The organism is Adlercreutzia sp. CNCM I-6215 (assembly GCF_977072315.1).
Window position 1 is genome coordinate 256,006 of record NZ_CDRVMA010000003.1, and the last position, 21,541, is coordinate 277,546.

Sequence of the window (21,541 nt, forward strand, 5' to 3'; positions counted from 1 at the left end):
AAAAATTTTCCGGGCCCGTGATCAATCGCGAAGTTGGCGGCGCCGCGCGCAAGAGCCGACTCCGATGGCGAGGGCCATCGCGGTGACGAGCACCGCCGCCCCGACGGCTCGATCGCCGGTCTCTGCCAAGCGGTGTGGGCCCTTGCCGGTCTCCTCGCTCGGGGCTTCGCCGTCCTCCTCGCGCCGGGATTTCGCCGCACCCGAAGGCTTATATCCCACTGCGAGCCCTCCTCGCTTTCGCGGACTATTTCCTCTACTGCGGCGTAGCGCTGGTCCGCCGGAAGTTTCACCGGGTCTTTCAGTTCCAAGGTGCGGCAGCCGGGTTGCTCCAGGACAAAGGACTCTTCGGCTGCGAGTTTGCCGTCAGCGGGCACCTCGTCGCCATCGTCGAGGAGATACACGCGCACGGTTGCTACGACCGGTGCGTACATTGTGAAGAGCGTGGTGGCCCGTAAGAGTTCCGGTCCCTTGGCGGTAAAGACGTTGGCCGCCGCTGCGGGCTCATTTGAGTTGGGGATCAGGCCCGCTTCTGCCCAGCCCAGGTAAGTCGTACTGGTGATTGAAGTCGTAGCTCTCCTCGACGGGCGTGACGTGCCATGAGGCGAAATTGCCAAGGGATCGGTCGTAATAGGACACCCAAAAAAGCCGGAGCCGTTCTTGTCGGGATCAATGTCGCCATCGGAAAGCGGCATTCTCCAGGAGGAGGCCCAGTAACTGTGATATCCCCTATCTGCGGCGTACATTTGGGCCGAGCCTCAGCTGTTCTTCACAAGCCATGCACCGTTTCCGTCGGGTGCGCCCGCTTGGCCGGAGAAGTTGGACGCCGGATAGTCGTCGTCCCAGCCCACGATGGTCACGACATGGTTGGCCTGGTAGGGATCGGTGTCGTTGTACTGGCACCATTCGTTGTAGTTCGTGAACTCGCCGGTGCCCGTGTCGTCCGGAAGGCTCTGCTCGGCCGCGATTCCCACCTCGACGGCCCCTGTTTCGATGAGCGCCCGCTTGATGTCGTCGTTGGCCTCGGCGTCGAAGTGGTCGAAGGTCAGTTTGCTCTCGCCGTCGGCGATCTCCTCGGAAAACACCGAGGGCTCGTCGAGCCATACCAGATCACTCACGCGGTAGCCCGTGTCCACGAAAGTTCGCGAGACGTTCTCGTCCAGGCTCCAATTGGCCTCATAGGTGATGTCGAAGTTCGACCAGTCGTCGTTGTCAGTGGCGAAGGCGAGGCCTCCGCCCTCAAGGGGGCGCTGGAACGTGTAGGGGAGCTTTTCCTCGGTCGTCAGGCTCTGCCACGCGAACAGCTGCACGGGCATCGTGATGGAATTGGCGCCTGTCAGCTGGTTCGCACCCGTTCGGGGCTCGATGTAGAGCCCCTCTCCCGCCTGCCCGGGCGCCGACTCATCGCTTTGGCACGCGAAGGCGTACCAGGCGAGGGCGTGTTCCGAGAGATCGGGCTTAGAGGGCAGGCCGTACAGCTGGGGAGTAGCGTGCTCTTGCGGCGCTGGCAGCGTACCGGCGGTCCGTTTCTGGTGCTTCAAGATGGAACTCTCGATGGCACTGGCTGAGGCAAAGGCCCAGCAGACAGGAAAAGCCGCCTGGTCTTTCGGATACGTGACCGTTCCTTCATTGGTGAGGTAATAGGACGAGGGCAGGGGATCTGCTGCGGCTATCTTCTCATGGATGACGTGCGCTGGTAAGCGGGATGCCGGATTTTCTCGTCATCCCCGAGCATCCATGCTAGGATGCTTGAAAAGCGGCAGGAACGGGAAGGGATGCGATGATCACCGTCGGCGATGTCATGAATATGAGGGCCTTCGACAGCATTTGGCTTGCGGCTCCCTGCGAGGGCGCGGCCGTGCGTGAGGTCACGGGCGTGGGCACGCTCGACCACGAGCCGTTCACGGGCGGCTACGAGGTGTTCACCCAGGGCGAATTCGTGTTCACCACGCTGGGTTTCGCCGGCGTGCACCCCGATCTGGCCGAAGAGGCACTGCTTGCGCTCATCGAATGTGGCGTGGCAGCGGTGGCCGTGAAGCCGGTGGTACTGAAGGAGCTGCCGCCATCGGTGGCACAGGCCTCGGCCGCGCGGGGCGTGCCCGTGTTCTTCTACGAGGGGCGCTACATGGAGCGGGTCATCGCCGACCTCATGAACCTGCTCGACGACGACGCCGCCGAATGGGAGCGTAACCACCTGATCGATCTCATTCTGGCGCCCTCCGACGAGCACGCCGTGCGCTCCACGTTCTTCACTATCGCAGGGGTCACGGGTGCCACCATCCAGTGTTTGGCCATACGCCCCGTCACCGACGACGGGGCGTCGCTGCGCGCGTTGCAGAAGGTGGTGGAAGGGGTGCTTGCCGGCTATGGTGAGCGCTGGGACGACGTCGGGCGCACGTTTGTGTGCCGCTATCGCGAGATGCTTCTGGGGTTCGTCTCCTTCAAGAGGCCCCCGCTGAAGACCGTCGCCATCTCCGACGCCGACCTGGCGAAATGTATCGCCACGGCCGGGCCTTTGGTGTGCGGCATCAGCCAGGAGGTGAGCCTGGGGGAGGGGGATCTGGCCGTGCGACAGGCTATGGCCGCTCTGCGCACGGCCGAGCGTGAGGACGCGGGCATCGTGCGGTGGACGACCTTGCGCTTCGACGCCTTCCGCGCGGCGGCCCGAAGCGACCGCTTGTACGCGCGTGCTGCCGACCTCCTGCGCTCGCTTCTGTTCGATTACGATGCCGAGCACGACGCCGACTTGGGCGCGACGGCCGAGGCGTTCGCCGGCGCCTATGGCGAGGTGAGCCGCACGGCCGAGGCGCTGTTCCAACACCCGAATACCGTGCGCTATCGCCTGAAGAAGATCAAGGAAGTTCTCTCCGTGCAAGACGCGACCGACCGCGAGTTGGCCGCCCTGCTCGCGCTGGCGTATCTTGTGTAGCTCGGCTCTTGCGCCACTGAGGCCATCGAGGCTCAGGGTAAAGGGTCGCGCTGTTTCTGTCGCCGTCACGAAGTCGATCTCGCAGACGCTAGCTTTGTGCACTTGCACAAATAGAAGCGCGCGGGTTCATCCGATCGACCAAACGATGACCTTCATCGTGGGCCTAAACTAGGCGCCGTCGAAAGGAGAACCACCATGAAACTGTTCAACGACCAGGCCACAGCCGCCGTTGCTTCCCTCGATTCCGCTGATGTCGCCTACTGTGCCAAGCTGGAGCAGCGCTTTGCCCATATGGGCATCAGCTCAAAGGCGGCCTCCAGCGCCGTGCAGTCGCTCGTCGAGGCCGACGCCGTCCCCCAGGTTGGCGTCTGGGCCGCCCTGCCCTCCGCGTTCAAGGGCCTCTTCCAGAAGAAAACCGAGGCGAAGCCCGTCGCCTCCGAGGCGTTCGAGGTTTCTTTGTCCGAAGCGCTCGCTTAGGCGCGCAGTGGCAGACGCCTCCGCTTCGCCGCATGGTGCTACCTCTTTGTTAGCCCCGTGTTGCCGCGTTTGCATCTGCCATGTGCCCCCTGGCGTGCTGAGTCACCGACTCTCAAGCCTTGCCGGCTGCCAATTTCCCACCCAGGGCAGCCTCGGTTTTCCCAAACGCAAAGCGACCCCGCCAAAGTCGGCGGGGTCGCTTCAGGTAAGTTCAAGTAAGTTCAGGTAAGTAAGAGTAGGTCGGGAGTTGGCGGAGGGGGTGCCGCGCACAGTTCATTGAAGTGCATTAGGAAATGCCGGAACCCCCGACGAGCCCTGCACTTCAATGCTGTTTGAGCACGGTGCCCCCTCCGCCAACTCCCGACCGGACAACCAGGGTTAGTCCTCAACCTCCACGAGCTCGATGTCGAAGTTCAGGTCTTTCCCCGCCAGCTCATGGTTCATGTCGAAGGTGACAATGCCGTCTTCGATGGACTGCACGAACACAGGGAAGGGCTGGCCGCCCGGGCCCATCATGTAGACGGTCTGGCCGACGGGCAGCTGGTCGGCGTTGGGGATCTGATCCACGGGCACCTTCTGCACCATGGCGTCGTCACGCTCGCCATAGGCCTCGGCGGCGGGGATGTGCACGGTCTTCTTCTCGCCCACGGCCATGTCCTCCACGGCGGCGTCGAAGCCGGGGATCATCTGGCCGGCCATGCAGACGAACTCGATGGGCTCGCCGCGGTCCACGGACGAATCGAACTTGGTGCCGTCGTCCAGCGTGCCGGTGTAGTGCACCTTGACCTTCTTGCCTTTGTTGCTCATGGGAGCTCCTTTCCAAAAGATGTGCGCTTAAGTCTAGCGGAAGGGGGCGTGCGGGGTAGGGAAGGGGCGCAACCTGCTCCAAGTTGTCATAAACGGAGCTTTTTGCCTTCGGGACGGCTCCAGTGGGGGTATGATGAAAACAACAACGAAAAAGCTCAACTTTGTGCATATGCTCAAGAAAGAGCCGAATACGCAACGGGCATAGAGGAAGGAAGTTTCTATGGGCTATCGAGCGGGAGTTGTGGGAGCGGCCGGTTTCGCCGGCATCGAGCTGGTGCGTCTGCTGTCGCGCCATCCTGAGTTCGATCTGGCGGCGGCGACCTCCGACGCGCTGGCGGGAACGCCCATTGCGAAGGCCTATCCCGCCTTCACCGGGGTAACCGATCTCGCGTTCTCCGCCCACGAGGATACTGATTTCTCTGCCTTCGACGTGGTGTTTCTGGCGGTGCCCCACAAGGCGGCCATGGGCATGGCGCCCGACCTTATGGCCGCCGGCGTCACGGTCGTCGACCTGTCGGCCGATTTCCGCCTGAAGGATCCGGCCATTTACGAGAAGTGGTACGCGCCTCATACGGCCACCGATCTTCTGGCCCAGGCCGCCTTCGGACTGCCCGAGCTCACGGGCGACGAGTTGGCCGCCGCGGCCGAGCGCCGCGCTGCCGGCGAGGCCGTGCTCGTGGGCTGCGCCGGCTGCTACCCGACGGCCACCTCGCTCGCTGCGGCGCCCGCTATCCGCGCGGGGCTCGTGGACGCGGCGGCGCCGGTGGTGGCCGATGCCGTCTCGGGCGTGACCGGCGCGGGCAAGAAGGCCACCGAGCGCACCCATTACTGCTTCGCCAACGAGAACCTGGAGGCCTACGGCGTGGGCACCCATCGCCACACCCCCGAGATCGAGCAGATCTTAGGGCTGGAGGGCCGGCTCGTGTTCACCCCGCATCTTGCCCCGCTCAACCGCGGACTGCTGTCCACGGTGACGCTGCCGCTGGCCCCGGGCGCTGCCCCCACTACCGAGGAGCTCGTGGAGCTGTATCGCGACTTTTACGCGGCAAGCCCGCTCGTGTCCGTCATGGACGCCGGCGTGCAGCCGCGCACGGCGTCGGTGGCGGGAACCTGCCGCGCCCAAGTGGGCGTGGCGGTACACCCCGCCGGCATGATTGTGGCCACCGGCGCCATCGACAACCTGGGGAAGGGCGCGGCTGGCCAGGGCGTGCAGTGCGCCAACATCGTGTTCGGCCTGCCCGAGACCTGCGGTTTGGAAGAGATCGCCAACCCCGTGTAAAGCTGGAAGGGGACGAGGGCCGTGTCGGCGCCGTCCCGTGGGAAAGAGAGGACCTATGACCGAGAACGACACTTTCGCTTTCGATCCTGAGGGCAACGCGGCCAGCGCGCTCGGCTTTTCCGCTGTGGGCGTGCACGCGGGCTTTAGGGCCGACCCGGAGCGTCTCGACATGGCGCTCGTCGTGGCCGACGAGCCCTGCGCGGCGGCGGCCACCTTTACGACCAACGTGTTCTGCGCGGCGCCCGTGCGCGTGTCCCGCGAGCACCTGAACGAAGGAGGCGCCGGATCTCCCGCCTACGGGTGCGCCCGGGCCGTTGTCGTCAACTCCGGCATCGCGAACGCCGCCACGGGCGAGATCGGTTTGGAAAACGCCCGCAAGACCGCCGAGCTCGTCGGTGAGGCCGTGGGCTGCCCGGCCGACGAGGTGCTCGTGGCCTCTACGGGCGTCATCGGCCAGCACCTGCGCCTTGCGCCCTTCGCGGAGGGCGTGCCGGCGGCGCTTGCGGCCATGGCCGCCGCAGCCGACGATCTTGCCGGCCGCACATCCCAGGGCCTGACGGCGGCCCGCGCCATCATGACCACCGACACCTGCCCCAAGCACGGCTCGGTCAGCTTCTCCGGTGACGGCATCGGATACCCGGGCGTCACCTTCACGGTGGGCGGCATGTGCAAGGGCGCGGGCATGATCATGCCGAACATGGCCACCATGATCGCCGTCATCACCACGGATGTGCCCATCGCGGCGCCCGATCTGTCGCAGGCCCTCACGGCGGCGGTGAACAAGAGCTTCAACAAGGTGACGGTGGACTCCGATACCTCCACCAACGACACCTGCTTCGCCCTGGCCTCCGGCGCTGCCGCGCCCGACGGCCCCGCTTTCACGTCCGGCACGCCGGCCTTCGACGCCTTCCAGCGCGCCCTCGACCAGCTTGCGACGACGCTCGCCCGCAAGATGGCCGCCGACGGCGAGGGGGCAACGCGCCTCATCACCGTTACCGTGCGCGGGGCCGCCACGGCCGACGATGCCGATGCCGCCGCACGCACGGTGGCCAACTCGCCGCTCGTGAAGACGGCGGTCTACGGCCACGACGCCAACTGGGGCCGCGTTGCCGCCGCCCTCGGACGCTCCGGCGCCCGTTTCAACCAGGAGGACGTGGATATCGATATACTGGGCCTGCCCGTGTGCCGCGCCGGCCTGGTGGTCGACTTCGACGAAGAGGAGGCCCTGCGTCGCTTCGAAGAACCCGAAGTGGCCATCGAGGTGGATCTGCACGCGGGGGAGGAGTCGGCCACGATGTGGACCTGCGACTTCTCGCACGAGTACGTGACGATCAATGGAGACTACCGCTCATGAAATACGCTAACGAAGCCCGTGCCGAGGGCGTACCCGTACGCACCGGCGAGATCCTCTACGAGGCCATGCCGTGGCTCAAGCAGGTGACGGGCAAGACCATCGTCATCAAGTACGGCGGCTCGGCCATGGAGAACCCCCAGCTGGCCGCCGAGGTCATGGCCGACATCGTGCTTTTGAAGATTCTCGGTGTGAACCCGGTGCTCGTCCATGGGGGCGGCAAGGCCATCAACCGCGCCTTCGCCAAGTTCGATCTGCCGGTGGAGTTCGTCGACGGCCAGCGCGTCACCACCGACGACGCCATGGATCTTGTGCGCATGGTGCTCACCGGGGAAGTGAACCAGCAGCTGGTGGAGGCCATGAACGCCCATGGCAACATGGGCGTGGGCGTGTCGGGCACCGACGCCGGCATCATCGTGGCCGAGCAGGCCGATCCGCGGCTGGGGCGTGTGGGCAAGATCACGCGCATCAACACGCCGCTCATCGAGGATCTGGTGGCCGACGACTACATTCCCATCATCGCCTCCATCGCCATTGGCGAGGACGGTGGCTGCTACAACGTGAACGCCGACGTTGCTGCCGGCTACATCGCCGCGGCCATCGGCGCTCACAAGATCATCTTCCTCACCGATGTGGACGGCCTCTACGAGAACTACCCCGACCCCGACTCGCTTATCGCCGAGATGTCGCTGGGGGAGGCCGAGGCCATGGTGCGCGGCGACAAGCTGGCCTCGGGCATGATTCCGAAGCTGGCGAGCTGCGTGCGCGCCCTCGATTCCGGCGTCAGCGCGGCCCATATCATCAACGGCACGGTGCCCCATGCGCTTCTGCTGGAAATGCTCACCGACTCCGGCATGGGAACCATGGTGGGCGGCCTCGCTTCCGCCCAGTTCCTGAACGTCTCGCCGGTGAGCAAATTCGCCGCCAAACTCATTGAAAACCGTTAGGAGCATCCCATGACTCTCGCCCGCGAAATGGCTTTGGAATCCGAATACGTGATGGGCACCTTCGCCCGCAAGCCCGTGGAATTCGTCGAAGGCCACGGCATGACGCTCATCGACGATGCCGGCAACGAGTACCTCGATTTCCTCTCCGGCATCGGTGTCTGCAGCCTCGGCCACTGCCACCCCTCCATCGTGCAGGCCGTGAGCGATCAGGCGGCCAAGCTCATCCACGTGAGCAACTACTACTACATCGAGCACCGCGGGGAAGTGGCCCAGCTGCTGTCGAACATGCTGAACGCCTACGTCGATGAGCCGAGCCCCGAGACGTGGAAGACCTTCTTCGCGAACTCCGGCGCCGAGGCCAACGAGTGCGCCATCAAGCTGGCGCGCCTGTACGCCCGTCGCCGCACGGAAGCCGCCGGCAAAGATGCCGAGCTGGCCCCGCGCCTCATCGTCACGCTGGCCAAGAGCTTTCACGGCCGCACCTTGGCGACGCTTGCGGCCACGGCCCAGCCGGCCAAGCAGGAGGCCTTCCAGCCGCTGCCGGCCGGGTTCACGGCCACGCCCATCAACGATGTGGAAGCGCTCGAGCGCCTGTTCGAGACCCAGGGCGACCGCATCTGCGCCGTCATGATCGAGTGCATCCAGGGCGAGAGCGGCGTACATCCCTGCACCGAGGAGTTCATCGGCGCCATCCGCCGCCTCACCGAAGAGCACGGTGCGCTCATGATCTGCGACGAGGTGCAGAGCGGCATCTTCCGCACGGGGCTGCCCTACGGGTTCCAGAACTTCGGAGTGCTGCCCGACATCGTCACCATGGCCAAGGGCATCGCCTCTGGTGTGGTGGCCGGCGCCTGCGCGGCCAAAAGCTCCATCGCGGCGGCGTTCGCGCCGGGCGATCACGGCACCACCTTCGGCGGCTCGAACATCGCCATGGCCACGGCCCACGTGACGCTGTCCACTCTGCTCGCCCCGGGTATGGGGGCGCAGATCGAGTCGGTCGGCGCCTACATGCGCGAGCGGCTGGCCCGACTGCCCCACGTGCAGGAGGTGCGCGGCTTCGGTCTCATGAACGGTATCGACCTCACCCATGAGGCGCCGTCGGCTCCCGATGTGGTGGCCGCCGGCCTGGAAGCGGGCCTCGTCCTGAACGCCACCGGCCCCCACACCCTGCGCTTCCTGCCCCCGCTCATCTGCACGGAAGCCGACGTGGACGTGCTGGTGCAGAAACTGGAGCAGCTGCTGTAGGCGTTTTCGCCCAGAGGTTTGACGAGGCCATCGACAGCTCCAGACTTTGCCCCATTTGGTGTAAAGTCTGGAGCTGCATTATTGATTTCTCCTTAAAAATGGTCATTTGATTCCAGACTTTACCCCATTTGGTGTAAAGTCTGGAATCAAGCAAAGCCATGCAAAGGAGGGAAATTGACCGTCATCAACCGAGATCACTACCTCAAGCAGCTAGTGAAAAGCCAATTTAACGGAAGAGTCAAGGTCATCACGGGTATTCGCCGTTGCGGAAAGTCGTTTCTGCTTTCCACGATTTACAGAGCGCATCTTTTGAAAAGCGGGGTTTCCAACGACTGCATTATCGATATCGATCTTGAGAAGAGAGAGCACGCGTCTTTGCGCAATCCTGAGCTGCTCTATGATTACGTGCTGCAGCATGTGGCGTCCCCTCAAAAGCACTATGTATTCGTCGATGAAATACAGCTTTCCTATCGTGTGAAGCGCGACGAGATTGACGAGGAGCTTGTGCCTCCCGAGGACAGAGATTTGCTCTACACCACCTTCTATGACGTGCTGAACGATCTTATCGGGCGCGAGAACATCGACGTGTATGTGACGGGTAGCAATTCGAAGATGCTTTCAAGCGACATTATTACAAATTTCCGAGATCGGGCCACTCAGATTCATATGTGGCCGCTGAGTTTTTCGGAGTTCCTCGATTTTGCGGACATGGATCAGAGCGCCGCGTGGGCCGAATATCTTGTGTATGGAGGGATGCCCCTTGCGGTTCTCGCGTCGACTGAAACCGAACGGGAGACCTATCTGAAGGGACTTTTTCGGAGCATGTACCAAGCGGATATCGTCGAGCGCTATGGCATCGACAACACATTTGCACTGGAGCAGCTCACCAAAGAACTTGCCTCGGCAGTGGGTTCGCTCACCAATCCGGAAAAGCTTGCGAACACGCTCAACACCGTTGCGCATGCGGGCATCTCGAATAAAACAGTGAAGCGCTATCTCGATGCGCTCGAAGACTCCTTTTTGTTCTCGAAGGCCGAGCGCTATGATGTCAGGGGCAAACGCTATTTCGACTACCCGACGAAGTTCTACGCCGTAGATACGGGCCTGCGGAATGCATGGCTCAATTTTCGACAAATCGAAGAGACTCATCTGATGGAGAACGTCATTTACAACGAGCTGCGCATGAGAGGGTATTCGGTCGATGTTGGTGCGGTGCGTGTGAGGGAGTCGCGTGATGGGAAGAGGCGTGACGGCATGCAGGAGATTGATTTTGTGGTCAACCGGGGACACGAGCGCTTCTACATTCAGTCGGCATGGCGATTGGAGGGCGAGGAGAAGCGCGAGCAGGAATTGCGGCCTCTTTTGAAAACGGGAGACTCGTTTAGGAAGATCGTCGTTGTGGGTGGGTCACAGCATCCTTGGACGGATGATCGTGGCATAACCTACGTGGGCGTCATTCCGTTTTTGCTCGATCCCGCTATATTGGGCTGATGCGTGGAAGAGGTTTGGCTCATTGTTCCGCGCGTTGGAAGGGAGATAGCCGAGGGGATGACTAAGCATTGGCGCAGCGCCTATGAATATGGCAAAGGTGCCCCTGTGCTATGATTGCGCCCGTGAGATCAGAGGAAGAACGGAGGGGCCATGTTTGACGAGGGGGAGCTGCGGCGGGATTTGGCGGCACTTCTGCGAGACAACCGCGAGGAGGTGGCCGAGCGACTCGAGCGCGGGTATGTAGAGGCCTATCCCCGTTCTCGGGCGAACTTCATGGCAGCCAGCGCCATCCACCAGTGGACGCTCGATGAGATTGAGAACCTGGCCCAGGTAGTGGAGTCGGGCGACTGCTCCATGCGCACCTATCGCGGCCAGTACGGGGATGCCGTGGAAGATCCCCACAATCCCGAGCTTACGGCCTTCGCCAGCTATATTGCGGCTAACCTGTTCGAGGCTCGACAGATGGCGCCGTTTCTGTTTCAGAGGGGCGGCGGCAAGGGCATTCCCCATACCCAGGCGCTCCTCGAGCTCTTCGAGCGCACCATCCAGGAGGTCATCGCCTACAACTGCGAGCTGTTCGCGGCGTCCGTCAAGACTCCCGGTGCGCTTCTTCGCACGTGGGAGATGACCCAGGGCATGGTGTCCTCTTCCGCCGCCGACACGCCGGCCAAGCGCTATCTGGGCATCGAGGGGTCTGCGCCCGAAGGCCCGCAGGGCGTGGCGGCCGGCGTGGCTCCTGAAGGCGATCCGCGCGAGGGCGCGGCCTCCCGCCGGCAGACGACGCGGACGACGCTGTCGGCGCGCGAGCGCGAAGTGCTCGATCTCATCGTGGACGGCAAGACCAACGGTGAGATCGCCGGCCTCCTCTCCATCAGCCAGAATACGGTGAAGAACCACGTCGCCCGCATCTTCGACAAGTACAACGTGAATACGCGCACCGAGTTGGTGTCGAAGGCGCTTCGCGAGGCTTACTAGTACCTCGGTACTAAAAGCCGCGCCTGTTGCCTAGTGCATAATTCTTGCGGTACTAGTGCTCTTGGGCGTTTTGCCGAACGCGCGGCGCTCGTATCCTCTTCTCGACGACTCATGATACGGATCAACGAGAAGAGGAGGAATTCATGGCTGAGACAAATCATGTCTGCGATGTGTCGCGCCGCTCGTTCGTCAAGGGAAGCTTGACGGCGGCTGTCGGCGCGGGAGCCGCTTCATGGCTTACGGGCTGCAGCCCCAAACCCGTGGCGGACACTGGCGGCACGGAGAGCGAGCCGACGCCCGTCGTCGAGGATAACGACGAGATCTTCCGCGGCACCTGCCGCTGCAACTGCTACGGCGGCTGCTACCTGAACATCCACGTGCGCGACGGCAAGATCGTCCGCACCTCCATGCGCGATCTGCCCGAGACGGCGTGGAACCGCATTTGCTCGAAGGGCCTCACGCATCCCTACCGCGTGTACGACCCCAACCGCGCCAAGTACCCCATGCGCCGGGCCGGCGAGCGCGGCGAGGGCAAGTGGGAACAGATCACGTGGGACGAGGCCCTCGACGAGATCGCCCAGAAGTTCACCCAGTACGCCCAGGAGTTCGGGCCCGATTCGGTGGGCATCGCGTCGGGTGCCGGCAACTACGGCTTTCTTGATCTCATGCCGCGCTTCCAGGCACGCATCGGTGCCAGCACCGTGGGAACGCCGCTCGATTTCGCGCCGTTCTACAGCTTGAACCCCATGGTGGGCATGTCGCTGAACTTCCACGGCAACGAGATGACCGATCTTGTGAACTCGAAGACGCTCGTCATCTGGGGATCGAACCCGGCCGTCTCCCAGATCCAGGGCATGCACTTCATCATGGAAGCCCGCGAGCAGGGAACGAAGGTCATCAGCATCGACCCGGTGTACACAGCGACCACGGCCAAGTGCGACCAGTGGATCCCGCTCGCCCCGGGTACCGACGGCATGCTGGCCATCGGCCTCATGAAAATCGTTCTCGAGAAGGGCTGGCAGGACGACGAGTTCATCCGGTCCACCACTGTGGCGCCTTTCCTCGTCAAGGAAGACGGCGAGTACCTGCGCCTCAGCGATTTGGGCCGTGCCGAGGCCGGCGCCGAGGACGACGTGCCGGTCGCAACCGATGGCAAGGGCACCTTCGACGCGCACACCGCCATCGCCAATGCGGTGGTGGAGGGCACCTACGATTACCAGGGCCAGAAGGTCACCTGCGCCTGGACGCTGATGCTCGACCGCCTGAGCGAGTACGATCTTGAGGAGTGCTCGAAGGTGTGCGACGTGCCCGTGGACGTCATGACGCAGCTGGCCGAGGACATCGCCGTGAACAAGCCCTGCGCGCTGTACATCCTGCTCGGCATCGACCACTACCAGAACGGCTTCTACAGCATCTACGACATGGGCTGTTTGGCCGCTATGACCGGCAATATCGGCAAGCCCGGCGCGTTCTGCGGCATCTCCGAGGCCGTGTACTTCGGCCTCGAGAACGCGGCGAGCCCCTACGGCGCCTACACACTGGCGGATGCCACGCCCTCGACGGTGAACGTGCCAGTGTTCCGCATGGAAGAGGCCCTCGAGGCGGGGGAGTGGCTCGGCAACCCCTACACCTTGAAGGCGCTATGGGTGTACAAGCGCAATCTGCTGGCGAACCTGTGCGACCGCGAGTCGATGCTGCGCTGGCTTGAGAAGGTCGAGCTCATCGTCGTCTCGGAGCTCACCATGAACGAGATGGGCCGCTACGCCGACATCTTCCTGCCAGTGTGCCATTGGTTCGAGATGGAGGACTTCGCCCACCAGTGCCCGCAGAATGTGTTCATCACCATCCAGGACAAGGCCATCGACCCGCTCTACGAGTGCCGTAGCGACTTCGACATTATCAAGGACCTGGCCGGCCGCATGGGTTACGGGGACGATTTCAACTTCACCGCCGAGGACTGGATGCGCGGTTATCTGGACAGCGAGACGTGCCAGGCTCTGGGCATCTCCTACGACAAGCTGAAGGAGGAAGGTGCCCTGCGCGCCATCCCGGGCAGCCCCGAGGCGCCCTTCATCCATGGCGGCGACGGCATTCCGACCGCCACGGGCAAGGTGGAGTTCTACCAGGCCCCTTCGGCGCGCTACGCTAGCACAGCCATGGGCGAGGAGCCCGACTTCTCCCACTTCGGGCTGCCCTACTGGGAGCCGGCTGGGGAAGTGGTTCCCGAGGACGCGCGCAACGAGAAGTACCCCTACCAGGTCATGTCCGAGCACCAGCGCCTGCGCACCCACAGCCAGTGGGTCAACGTGCCTGTCATGCGCGAGCTCGACCCCGAGCCGTCCGCGAAGCTGCATCCCGATACGGCGGAAGCCCACGGCATCGCCGAGGGCGACTACATGCGCATCTACAACGACCGCGGCGAGGTGGTGGTGAAGGCGCACCTTTCCGACGGCGTGCGACCGGGTATCCTTCTGTGCTCGCGCGGCTGGGAGGACGCCGACTTCGTCAAGGGCCACTTGCAGGACGTCCTGTCCGACGAGGTGAGCAACTTGTGCGTCACCCAGGCCTTCTTCGACACGACCGCCGCTATTGAGAAAGCAGAGGTGTAACTATGACTCGCTATGGCATGGCCATCGATCTCTCCCGCTGCATCGGCTGCAATACCTGTGCGGTGGCCTGCAAGGTCTCCAACAACCTTCCCAAGGACGTGTGGTGGAACGTCGTCCATACCGAGGGACGCGATTTCGCGGACACCTCCAAGGGCACCTACGGCGGCGAGATGCAGCTGAGCTGGCTGCCGGTGAACTGCATGCACTGCGAGAACGCCGTCTGCGAGGAGGTGTGCCCGACCGGCGCCACCGTCAAGCGCGACGACGGCATCGTGACGGTGGACGAGGAGACCTGCATCGGCTGCAAGTCCTGCATGGAGGCGTGCCCCTATGACGTGCGCCGCCTCATCGAGAACGAGCCCGAGTACTACCTCGAGCTTCCCATCGGCGATCCGGCGGCTAAGAGCCACAAGGGCGGCACGGTGGAGAAGTGCGACTTCTGCGCGGGCCGCATCGACCGCGGCGAGAAGCCTGCGTGCATGGAGCTGTGCCCGGGTCGTGCTCGCTACTGGGGCGATCTTGACGACCCCGAGTCGGAAGTCAGCCAGTTCTTGAGCGGCCGCAACGCCACGGTTCTGCTTGAAGAAGAGGGGACGAGTCCCTCGGTCTACTACGTGTCCTAGCCTCCCCTCCCTCGCCCGGCCTCCTTGGGGGCCGGGCTCTTTTCGAATCGAAGGAAGAAGGAAGTGATATGGAAACTCTCGCCGATGCCCTGCAGGCGCGCTCCTGCGCCTATCGATTGCTGGCGTTTTTCATGGCCCTTTCCACCCGGGACGTCGCCGATAGCGTCCTTGCGGGAAGCTTGCGCGCCGATGTGGAGGAGATCGCCGATGGGGCGAACTTCGATCCCGAGGAGGCGCGCCGCGTCACCGAGGCCCTTGATGCGGAAAACTCCTTTTGGCAGCTTGATGCCGAGGAGGCCCTTCGCGCCCTGCGGCTCGATTACACGATGCTGTTCACCAATCCCGAAGGTGCCGTCGTCTCGCCCTACGAGGCATGCTTCAAGGGCAGCGACGATTTCGATTCGAGCGGCCTTACGTTCATCTCGCCCACGGCGCTCGACGCCGAGCGCGTCTACCGGCAGCTGGGCATCAAGCCAAGCGGACACTCGAACGAGTCGGCCGATCACATGGGCGTCGAGACGGAGTTTCTCGGCTTGGTCTACGAGCAGCTTGCTGGGGCAGTTGATGACAGCGGCGACGAGGAGCGCCAGCGGCTCGCAACCATCCTGGAGGACTTCGACCGCGGCCATTTCCTGAAGTGGGGAGCGGCCTTCTTCTCCCGCGTGCAGAACGCGGCGCAGACTCCGGTCTATCGAGCTTTGGGATGTTTGGGCGTTGCTTTGGCCGCTAGTGAGAGGGATGTTTTCGCGGGATGTCTCGCGCCCTGTGCGTAAATGGCATACCGGAGGCGGTGCGCGACTGAAGTGGTTGCCGGACGCTTCCCTCGCGGTCGGTGGGCACTCTCGTCACTTCCCATTCTCTTGCTCGCTATTGAGAAAACGCAAAGGGCGCTGCACAATTTGGCGGCGCCCTTCTTGTGTATAACGACGCAAAGCGCCCGATCAGATCCCCTTTATTTTGTGCAACTGCACAGCACATTGCACAAGGAAATTTTGCCGCTTCCGCGAAAATTTTGAAATTCGGGGTTGACGACTTATAAATTAGGGCATAATGCCGTCAACCGCACAGCCGAGGGCTTACGGCGCAAGGCGCCAGGGCTCCATAACTCGGACGGCTGCGCGTACTTGAAAGGAATTGTCACGATGCAGGCAGCAGCTCTCATAGCTTCCAAGCACAGCGGAATCGCTGCTGCTGCCCCGTGCCCTCAGTTCCTCGCCGCGGCCTACGTCGACCGACGCCGACGTACCTCTTCTCTGCGACGCCGACGCGCGTAGCAGATCTTTTCGCGCGCTCAGCGCACCGCCGCGCGGCCCCGCCCGGGTCCGCCAAAGGCCGTGGCCTCCCGAAGTTCCTCTTCGAAACCTCAAGCACCATCGCGCAGGAACCCTGCGCATCGTCCCAGACGCGACTTCACGCCACGCCTTTCCATCGCAAAGCGAGCCGGGCACCCCATAAGGAAACCCAAAAGCAGCTCCCGACACGAAAGGCAACTCCCATGACTACGACGAACTCATCCCTTCACGACGCCCCGCAGATCTCCGCCAAGCCGGCCCCCGGCGAGAAAGAGCGGTGCGTGCTCGCCTACTCCGGTGGCCTCGACACCTCCGTGTGCATCAAATGGCTGCAAGAGGAATACGACCTCGACGTCATCGCTGTCGTGGGTGACCTCGGCCAGGAGCACGAGGGCCTCGAGGCCATCAAGGCCAAGGCGCTCGCCACCGGTGCCATCGGCTGCGCGGTCATCGACATGCGGGAGACCTTCGCCAACGAGTACCTCGCCTGTGCCATGGCCGCCAACGCCATGTACGAGAACAAGTACCCGCTCGTGAGCGCTCTCTCGCGGCCGCTCATCGCCAAGCACCTCGTGGCGGTGGCCCATCAGTTCGGCGCCAAGTACGTGGCCCACGGCTGCACGGGCAAGGGCAACGACCAGGTGCGCTTCGAGTCCTCGGTGCTCATGCTGGATCCGGCGCTCACCATCATCGCCCCGGTGCGCAACTGGGATCTCGGCTGCCGGGCCGATGAGATCGCCTGGGCCGCGGCCCACGGTGTGCCGGTGAAGGCCACGACCGACAAGCCCTATTCCATCGACGACAACCTGTGGGGCCGCGCCATCGAGTGCGGCGTGCTGGAGGATCCCTGGTGCGAGCCGCCGGCGGATATTTGGACGATGACGTGCGATCCGGCCTGCGCGCCCGACGAGCCCACCTATGTGGAAATCGAGTTCGACCAGGGCGTTCCCTGTGCGCTTGACGGCACTCCGATGAGCTTCCTCGACATCATCTACGCCATGAACGATATCGCCGGCACCAACGGCTACGGCCGCATCGATATGGTGGAGAACCGGCTCGTGGGCGTGAAGAGCCGCGAGTGCTACGAGGTGCCGGGTGGCCTGGCCCTCATCCAGGCCCACAAGGCCCTGGAGGATCTGTGCCTGGAGCGGGGCGTGCTGCACCACAAGCTCGCCATCGAGCAGACTTGGGCCGAGCAGGTGTACAACGGCCTGTGGTTCTCGCCGCTGAAGGAGGCCTTCGACGCCTTCCTCGCCCACACCCAGCAATGCGTGTCCGGCACGGTGAAGCTGAAGTTCTTCAAGGGTTCCTGCACTGTGGTGGGACGCAAGAGCACCTATTCGCTGTATGATTTCGGCCTGGCCACCTACGACGCCGACGATGCTTTCGACCACCAGGCCGCCAAGGGCTTCATCGACATTCACGGCCTGTCCTGCAAGGTGTGGGCGAAAAACCGGCTCGCCACGGGCGCGCGCATGCCTTCCTACGACGACGTGAACCTCGCGAACACTGCTTACGGCAAGATGAGCGCCGTGGTGGAGGAAGCCGAGGAGATTCTGGAAGACGCCGACGCCGTCATGGCTTAGGGGCGCTAAACTGGCACGAAAACGAGGGAAGCGGGCGGTCTTTGGGGCCGCCCGCCTGGCTTACCGATTTACCGAGGAGACACTATGGCACTGTGGTCTGGAAGATTCACTGAAGGCGCCGATGCCTTCACCCAGCGCTTCGGGGCATCGCTGCCCGTGGATCAGCGACTCTACGCCGAGGACATCGCCGGCTCTATCGCCCATGCTAACATGCTGGCCGCCCAGGGCATCATCGCGACCGCCGATGCCGAAGCCATTGCAGGAGGGCTCCAGGGCATTCTGGCCGACATCACCTCCGGCGCGCTCACGTTCGACGTGATGGAAAGCGAGGACATCCACATGGCCATCGAGGCGGAGCTGACCCGCCGCGTGGGGGATGCCGGGGCGCGGCTGCACACGGGCCGCTCGCGCAACGACCAGGTGGCAACCGACACGCGCCTGTACGCCAAGCGCCGTGCCGGCGAGCTTATGGCCGCCAACGTTGCCCTGCGCGAGGCGCTCATTGCCCAGGCCGAGGCGAACTTCGATGTCATCCTGCCGGGCTACACGCACCTGCAGCACGCCCAGCCGGTGCTGTTCTCGCACCATATGCTCGCCTACGTGCAGATGCTTGCGCGCGACTGGAATCGCCTCGCCGCCGCCCGCGACGCCGCCGACGCATGCCCCTTGGGGGCCGCGGCCTTGGCCGGGACCACCTATCCGCTCGACCGCTTCGCCACCGCGGAGGCGCTCGGCTTCGACCATCCCATCCCGAACTCGCTCGATGCTGTGTCCGACCGCGACTTCTTGCTCGACCTCATCTACGCCTGTAGCGTGTCGTGCTTGCACCTGTCGCGTTTGTGCGAGGAGATCGTGCTGTGGTCGTCGGCGGAGTTCGGCTTCATCACGCTGTCGGACGCCTACTCCACCGGTTCCTCTATCATGCCCCAGAAGAAGAATCCCGATTTCGCGGAGCTCATCCGCGGCAAGTCGGGCCGGGTCGTGGGCGATCTGGTGGCCCTCATGATGACGTTGAAGTCGCTGCCGCTTGCCTACAACAAGGATCTGCAGGAGGACAAGGAGGGCGCCATGGACGCCGCCGACACCTTGGAGGACTGCTATGTGTGTGCCGCCGGCATGATCGCCACCATGACGGTGAACGCCGATGCCATGGCCGCTCAAGCGAAGAAGGGCTATCTGGCCGCGACGGATGTGGCCGACTACCTGGCCAAGAAGGGCCTGCCCTTCCGCCGGGCCCACGAGATCGTGGGGCATCTGGTGCTTCTGTGCGACCAGCGCGGCTGCGATTTGGAAGACCTCACGCTGGACGATTTCAAGGCGGAGAGCGATCTCTTCGAATCCGATATCGTGGAGTGCCTGAACCTGCCCGCCATCGTTGCCGCCCGCACCACCTTCGGCGGCACGGCCCCCGAAGCGGTGCGCGTGCAGCTGGCGGCCGCCAAGGCGCAGCTGTAAGGTGCTTGCGCATGGCTCGCTTTCAAAGGGCTGAGGCTCGGCCTGTTCCATAGCGGGAAATAAGATACTCGTGATTATTACAATCACGAGTATCTTACGTTCGGGGGACAGACTGCTGGGCTGTCCTCTGTGCATTTCCTGGTGGCGGCTCCATCTTATGAACCCTCCATAACTCATTGGTAAAATGGCCAGACCTATAACTGATGGAGGTTAATTCGTGGGTTCTCGCGCAATGAAGGGCCGTAAGGGCACGAAAGTAAAGAATAAGAAGGTCATCGTTTTGTCGGTGCTGGGCGTGTTCGTCGCCTTTATCGCGGCGGGCGTGTTCGGCGTGGTGACGCTGTGCAACTCCTGGCTGGAGGATCTGCCCGACTACCAGAACGCCGACGCTTACAACACGGCGCAGCCAACCATGGTTTACGCATCGGACGGCACGACGCTGCTCGCCGAGTTCCAGCTGGAGAATCGCGACCCGGTGGCTCTCGACCAGATCAGCGAGTACGTGCTGAAGGGCACCGTTGCCACCGAGGACGAGCGCTTCTACACCCACTCCGGCGTCGACTACCTCGGTGTGGCCCGCGCGCTCGTGAACAACCTCATGGGCGGCGAGCTGGAGGGCGCTTCCACCATCACTCAGCAGTTCGTGCGCAACACGATTCTTTCCGACGAGATGCGCGACATCTCCTTCAAGCGCAAGATCCGCGAGATGTACATTTCCCAGAAGCTGGAAGAGCAGTACTCCAAAGACGAGATCCTGCTCATGTACCTGAACACTATCAACTACGGTTCCGGTGCCTACGGTATCGAGGCCGCCGCCGAGCGCTACTTCTCCAAGGACGCGAAGGACCTCACGTTGAACGAGGCGGCCACGCTCGTGGGCATTCCCCAGTCGCCCACCTACAACAACCCCATCGATTATCCGGACAACTGCCTGAAGCGCCGCGACACCGTGCTCGACCGCATGGTGTCCAACGGGGTTATCACGGCGGAGGAGGCCGACGCGGTGAAGGCCGAGCCCATCGAGCTGAACCCCTCCGAGCCCTCCATGACGGGCATTCTGGCCTACCCCTACTTCACGAGCTACGTGCGCAACCAGCTGACCAACCCCGAGGGCAAGTACGCCTATTCCACCTCCGAGCTGTTCAAGGGCGGGTTGAAGGTGATCACGACGCTGGATATCGAGGCCCAGACCGCCGCCGAAGAGGCTGCGGCCGAAAAGGAAGAGGAGGCCGGCGATCCCTTCGAGGTGGCCATGGCCGTTGTGAACCCCGAGAACGGCTACATCGACGCGCTGGTGGGCGGTCGCGATTACGAGAGCTCTCAGGTGAACATGGCCACGGGCGAGGGCGGCGCGGGCCGTCAGGCCGGATCGTCGTTCAAGCTGTTCACGCTTTTGGCGGCTATCAACGAGGGCATCGACCCGGAAACGCTCATCGATGCCGGCTACAAGGTTGATTTGGAGGGCGGCGAGCCTGTCTACAACAACGATAAGGCCGATTACGGCACGCGCACCATCAAGAGCGCTTTCGGCGTGTCGTCGAACACGGCGTTTATTCGCTTGCTTCTCTCCGTGGGCGTCGATAAGGTGATCGAGATGGCCCACGCCATGGGCATCACCTCCGATTTGCCGGCGGTGGCGGGCCTTACCCTGGGCATCGGTTCGGTCACGCCGCTCGAAATGGCTGACGCCTATGCCACGGTGGCCAACGGCGGCGTCCACTACGATCCGGAGTGCATCATCTCCATCGAGGACAAGAACGGCAACGTCATCGTGGACAACACCGACCCCACGGGCGAGCGGGTGTTCTCTCGCGAAGTGGCCCGGGCGGCCCTCGACTGCATGGAAGTGGTCATCGACAACGGCACCGGCAAGGCGGCTCGCCCCGATAACGGCCAGGAGGCCGGCGGCAAGACCGGTACCACCGACGACAAGAAGGACAGCTGGTTCTGCGGTGTGACCCCGCAGTACGCCGTGGCCATCTGGCTGGGCGACCGCTCCGACTATTCCGAGGCCCAGGCGACGACTACGACGGCGGCCAGCGTCTTCGGCGATTTCATCGACAAGATGATCTCCCCGACGCAGACGGTGAAGTTCTTCGAGGCGGAGAAGCCCGAGTACAAGAAGGATTACCGCGACGAGGACAACCATATCGGCGGCTACTACTCTTCCAAGAAAAAGAAAGACGACACCGAGGTGACCACGAAGCAGGATGATGAGGAGACGCCCGAGGGCGACGGCGACGAGAACGGCGGCAACGAAGGCGGAGAGGGCAACGAGGGCGGCGGCAACGCCGAGCCGACACCGACACCGACGCCGGAGCCTACCCCGGAGCCCGAGCCAACGCCGGAGCCGACGCCGGAGCCGACGCCCGACCCAGCCCCGGACGACGGTGGCGGCGAGGGTGCCTAAAGCAGCGTAGCCGCGACATAATTGTTGCGATACCGTGACGGCGGTACGGGCCCGGGGGTGCGGACTGC

General features: G+C 63.4%; 17 protein-coding genes and 1 pseudogene. 14 read left to right on the top strand and 4 right to left on the bottom strand.

Features of this window, described 5'->3' with window-relative positions; translation table 11 throughout:
* Nucleotides 1–21 precede the first annotated feature (21 nt).
* The 3 genes and pseudogenes from ACW4LP_RS04010 to ACW4LP_RS04020 all read right to left on the bottom strand — a co-directional run bounded on the left by ACW4LP_RS04010 (nucleotide 22) and on the right by ACW4LP_RS04020 (nucleotide 1,538).
* Entirely contained in the window at nucleotides 22–219 is a 198-nt protein-coding gene (locus ACW4LP_RS04010; RefSeq protein ID WP_114548148.1) for a hypothetical protein, read from the bottom strand.
* A 26-nt stretch (nucleotides 220–245) separates the two neighbouring features.
* Nucleotides 246–743, bottom strand: a pseudogene (locus tag ACW4LP_RS04015) (lectin like domain-containing protein); the annotation flags it as partial.
* A gap of 12 nt (nucleotides 744–755) precedes the next feature.
* On the bottom strand, nucleotides 756–1,538 hold the full coding sequence (locus tag ACW4LP_RS04020) for a C1 family peptidase (RefSeq protein ID WP_114548147.1): 783 nt from the start codon (nucleotides 1,536–1,538) through the stop codon (nucleotides 756–758).
* A gap of 239 nt (nucleotides 1,539–1,777) precedes the next feature.
* On the opposite strand from ACW4LP_RS04020, the gene ACW4LP_RS04025 reads away from it, so the two are divergent.
* Both ACW4LP_RS04025 and ACW4LP_RS04030 read left to right on the top strand, forming a co-directional pair.
* A complete protein-coding gene (locus ACW4LP_RS04025) occupies nucleotides 1,778–2,926 on the top strand; it encodes a helix-turn-helix domain-containing protein (RefSeq protein ID WP_114548146.1) in 1,149 nt (382 codons plus the stop codon).
* 195 nt (nucleotides 2,927–3,121) lie between these two features.
* Nucleotides 3,122–3,403, top strand: coding sequence for a hypothetical protein (locus tag ACW4LP_RS04030; protein ID WP_114548145.1), 282 nt, complete (start codon nucleotides 3,122–3,124; stop codon nucleotides 3,401–3,403).
* 378 nt (nucleotides 3,404–3,781) lie between these two features.
* Here the strand turns inward: ACW4LP_RS04030 and ACW4LP_RS04035 are convergent, their stop codons facing one another.
* On the bottom strand, nucleotides 3,782–4,210 hold the full coding sequence (locus ACW4LP_RS04035; protein WP_022738937.1) for an FKBP-type peptidyl-prolyl cis-trans isomerase: 429 nt from the start codon (nucleotides 4,208–4,210) through the stop codon (nucleotides 3,782–3,784).
* 220 nt (nucleotides 4,211–4,430) lie between these two features.
* On the opposite strand from ACW4LP_RS04035, the gene argC reads away from it, so the two are divergent.
* From argC to ACW4LP_RS04095, 12 genes are all read left to right on the top strand, one after another.
* Nucleotides 4,431–5,489, top strand: coding sequence for an N-acetyl-gamma-glutamyl-phosphate reductase (argC, locus tag ACW4LP_RS04040; RefSeq protein WP_114548144.1), 1,059 nt, complete (start codon nucleotides 4,431–4,433; stop codon nucleotides 5,487–5,489).
* A gap of 55 nt (nucleotides 5,490–5,544) precedes the next feature.
* Nucleotides 5,545–6,843, top strand: a complete 1,299-nt coding sequence (argJ, locus tag ACW4LP_RS04045) for a bifunctional glutamate N-acetyltransferase/amino-acid acetyltransferase ArgJ (protein ID WP_114548143.1) — start codon at nucleotides 5,545–5,547, stop codon at nucleotides 6,841–6,843.
* Nucleotides 6,840–7,787, top strand: coding sequence for an acetylglutamate kinase (gene argB / locus ACW4LP_RS04050; RefSeq protein ID WP_022738946.1), 948 nt, complete (start codon nucleotides 6,840–6,842; stop codon nucleotides 7,785–7,787). Before argJ ends, argB begins: the two co-directional genes overlap by 4 nt.
* 9 nt (nucleotides 7,788–7,796) lie before the next feature.
* Nucleotides 7,797–9,032 carry an aminotransferase class III-fold pyridoxal phosphate-dependent enzyme gene (locus ACW4LP_RS04055; protein WP_302223642.1) on the top strand — a complete coding sequence of 412 codons (1,236 nt, stop codon included), beginning with the start codon at nucleotides 7,797–7,799 and terminating at the stop codon, nucleotides 9,030–9,032.
* Nucleotides 9,033–9,206: 174 nt separating this feature from the next.
* Nucleotides 9,207–10,523 carry an ATP-binding protein gene (locus ACW4LP_RS04060; RefSeq protein WP_114548141.1) on the top strand — a complete coding sequence of 439 codons (1,317 nt, stop codon included), beginning with the start codon at nucleotides 9,207–9,209 and terminating at the stop codon, nucleotides 10,521–10,523.
* Nucleotides 10,524–10,673: 150 nt separating this feature from the next.
* On the top strand, nucleotides 10,674–11,498 hold the full coding sequence (locus ACW4LP_RS04065) for a helix-turn-helix transcriptional regulator (RefSeq protein WP_206604117.1): 825 nt from the start codon (nucleotides 10,674–10,676) through the stop codon (nucleotides 11,496–11,498).
* Nucleotides 11,499–11,641: 143 nt separating this feature from the next.
* A complete protein-coding gene (locus ACW4LP_RS04070; protein ID WP_302223646.1) occupies nucleotides 11,642–14,107 on the top strand; it encodes a molybdopterin-dependent oxidoreductase in 2,466 nt (821 codons plus the stop codon).
* Between the two features lie 2 nt (nucleotides 14,108–14,109).
* Entirely contained in the window at nucleotides 14,110–14,730 is a 621-nt protein-coding gene (locus ACW4LP_RS04075) for a 4Fe-4S dicluster domain-containing protein (protein WP_114548139.1), read from the top strand.
* A gap of 68 nt (nucleotides 14,731–14,798) precedes the next feature.
* A complete protein-coding gene (locus tag ACW4LP_RS04080) occupies nucleotides 14,799–15,503 on the top strand; it encodes a TorD/DmsD family molecular chaperone (RefSeq protein WP_455803482.1) in 705 nt (234 codons plus the stop codon).
* Between the two features lie 722 nt (nucleotides 15,504–16,225).
* Complete coding sequence (locus ACW4LP_RS04085; RefSeq protein WP_302223648.1) at nucleotides 16,226–17,608, top strand: argininosuccinate synthase; 1,383 nt, start codon at nucleotides 16,226–16,228, stop codon at nucleotides 17,606–17,608.
* 84 nt (nucleotides 17,609–17,692) lie between these two features.
* Nucleotides 17,693–19,063 carry an argininosuccinate lyase gene (argH, locus tag ACW4LP_RS04090; protein WP_302223649.1) on the top strand — a complete coding sequence of 457 codons (1,371 nt, stop codon included), beginning with the start codon at nucleotides 17,693–17,695 and terminating at the stop codon, nucleotides 19,061–19,063.
* A 217-nt stretch (nucleotides 19,064–19,280) separates the two neighbouring features.
* Nucleotides 19,281–21,473, top strand: a complete 2,193-nt coding sequence (locus ACW4LP_RS04095) for a transglycosylase domain-containing protein (protein WP_302223650.1) — start codon at nucleotides 19,281–19,283, stop codon at nucleotides 21,471–21,473.
* The last annotated feature ends 68 nt before the right edge of the window (nucleotides 21,474–21,541 follow it).

Bases quoted from the DNA above. Each gene is read 5' to 3' on its own strand.
- ACW4LP_RS04030 (WP_114548145.1), top strand. From the start codon at position 3,122: ATGAAACTGTTCAACGACCAGGCCACAGCCGCCGTTGCTTCCCTCGAT.
- ACW4LP_RS04035 (WP_022738937.1), bottom strand. From the start codon at position 4,210: ATGAGCAACAAAGGCAAGAAGGTCAAGGTGCACTACACCGGCACGCTG.
- argC (WP_114548144.1), top strand. From the start codon at position 4,431: ATGGGCTATCGAGCGGGAGTTGTGGGAGCGGCCGGTTTCGCCGGCATC.
- argB (WP_022738946.1), top strand. From the start codon at position 6,840: ATGAAATACGCTAACGAAGCCCGTGCCGAGGGCGTACCCGTACGCACC.
- argJ (WP_114548143.1), top strand. From the start codon at position 5,545: ATGACCGAGAACGACACTTTCGCTTTCGATCCTGAGGGCAACGCGGCC.
- ACW4LP_RS04075 (WP_114548139.1), top strand. From the start codon at position 14,110: ATGACTCGCTATGGCATGGCCATCGATCTCTCCCGCTGCATCGGCTGC.
- ACW4LP_RS04025 (WP_114548146.1), top strand. From the start codon at position 1,778: ATGATCACCGTCGGCGATGTCATGAATATGAGGGCCTTCGACAGCATT.
- ACW4LP_RS04085 (WP_302223648.1), top strand. From the start codon at position 16,226: ATGACTACGACGAACTCATCCCTTCACGACGCCCCGCAGATCTCCGCC.
- ACW4LP_RS04070 (WP_302223646.1), top strand. From the start codon at position 11,642: ATGGCTGAGACAAATCATGTCTGCGATGTGTCGCGCCGCTCGTTCGTC.
- argH (WP_302223649.1), top strand. From the start codon at position 17,693: ATGGCACTGTGGTCTGGAAGATTCACTGAAGGCGCCGATGCCTTCACC.
- ACW4LP_RS04065 (WP_206604117.1), top strand. From the start codon at position 10,674: ATGTTTGACGAGGGGGAGCTGCGGCGGGATTTGGCGGCACTTCTGCGA.
- ACW4LP_RS04080 (WP_455803482.1), top strand. From the start codon at position 14,799: ATGGAAACTCTCGCCGATGCCCTGCAGGCGCGCTCCTGCGCCTATCGA.
- ACW4LP_RS04055 (WP_302223642.1), top strand. From the start codon at position 7,797: ATGACTCTCGCCCGCGAAATGGCTTTGGAATCCGAATACGTGATGGGC.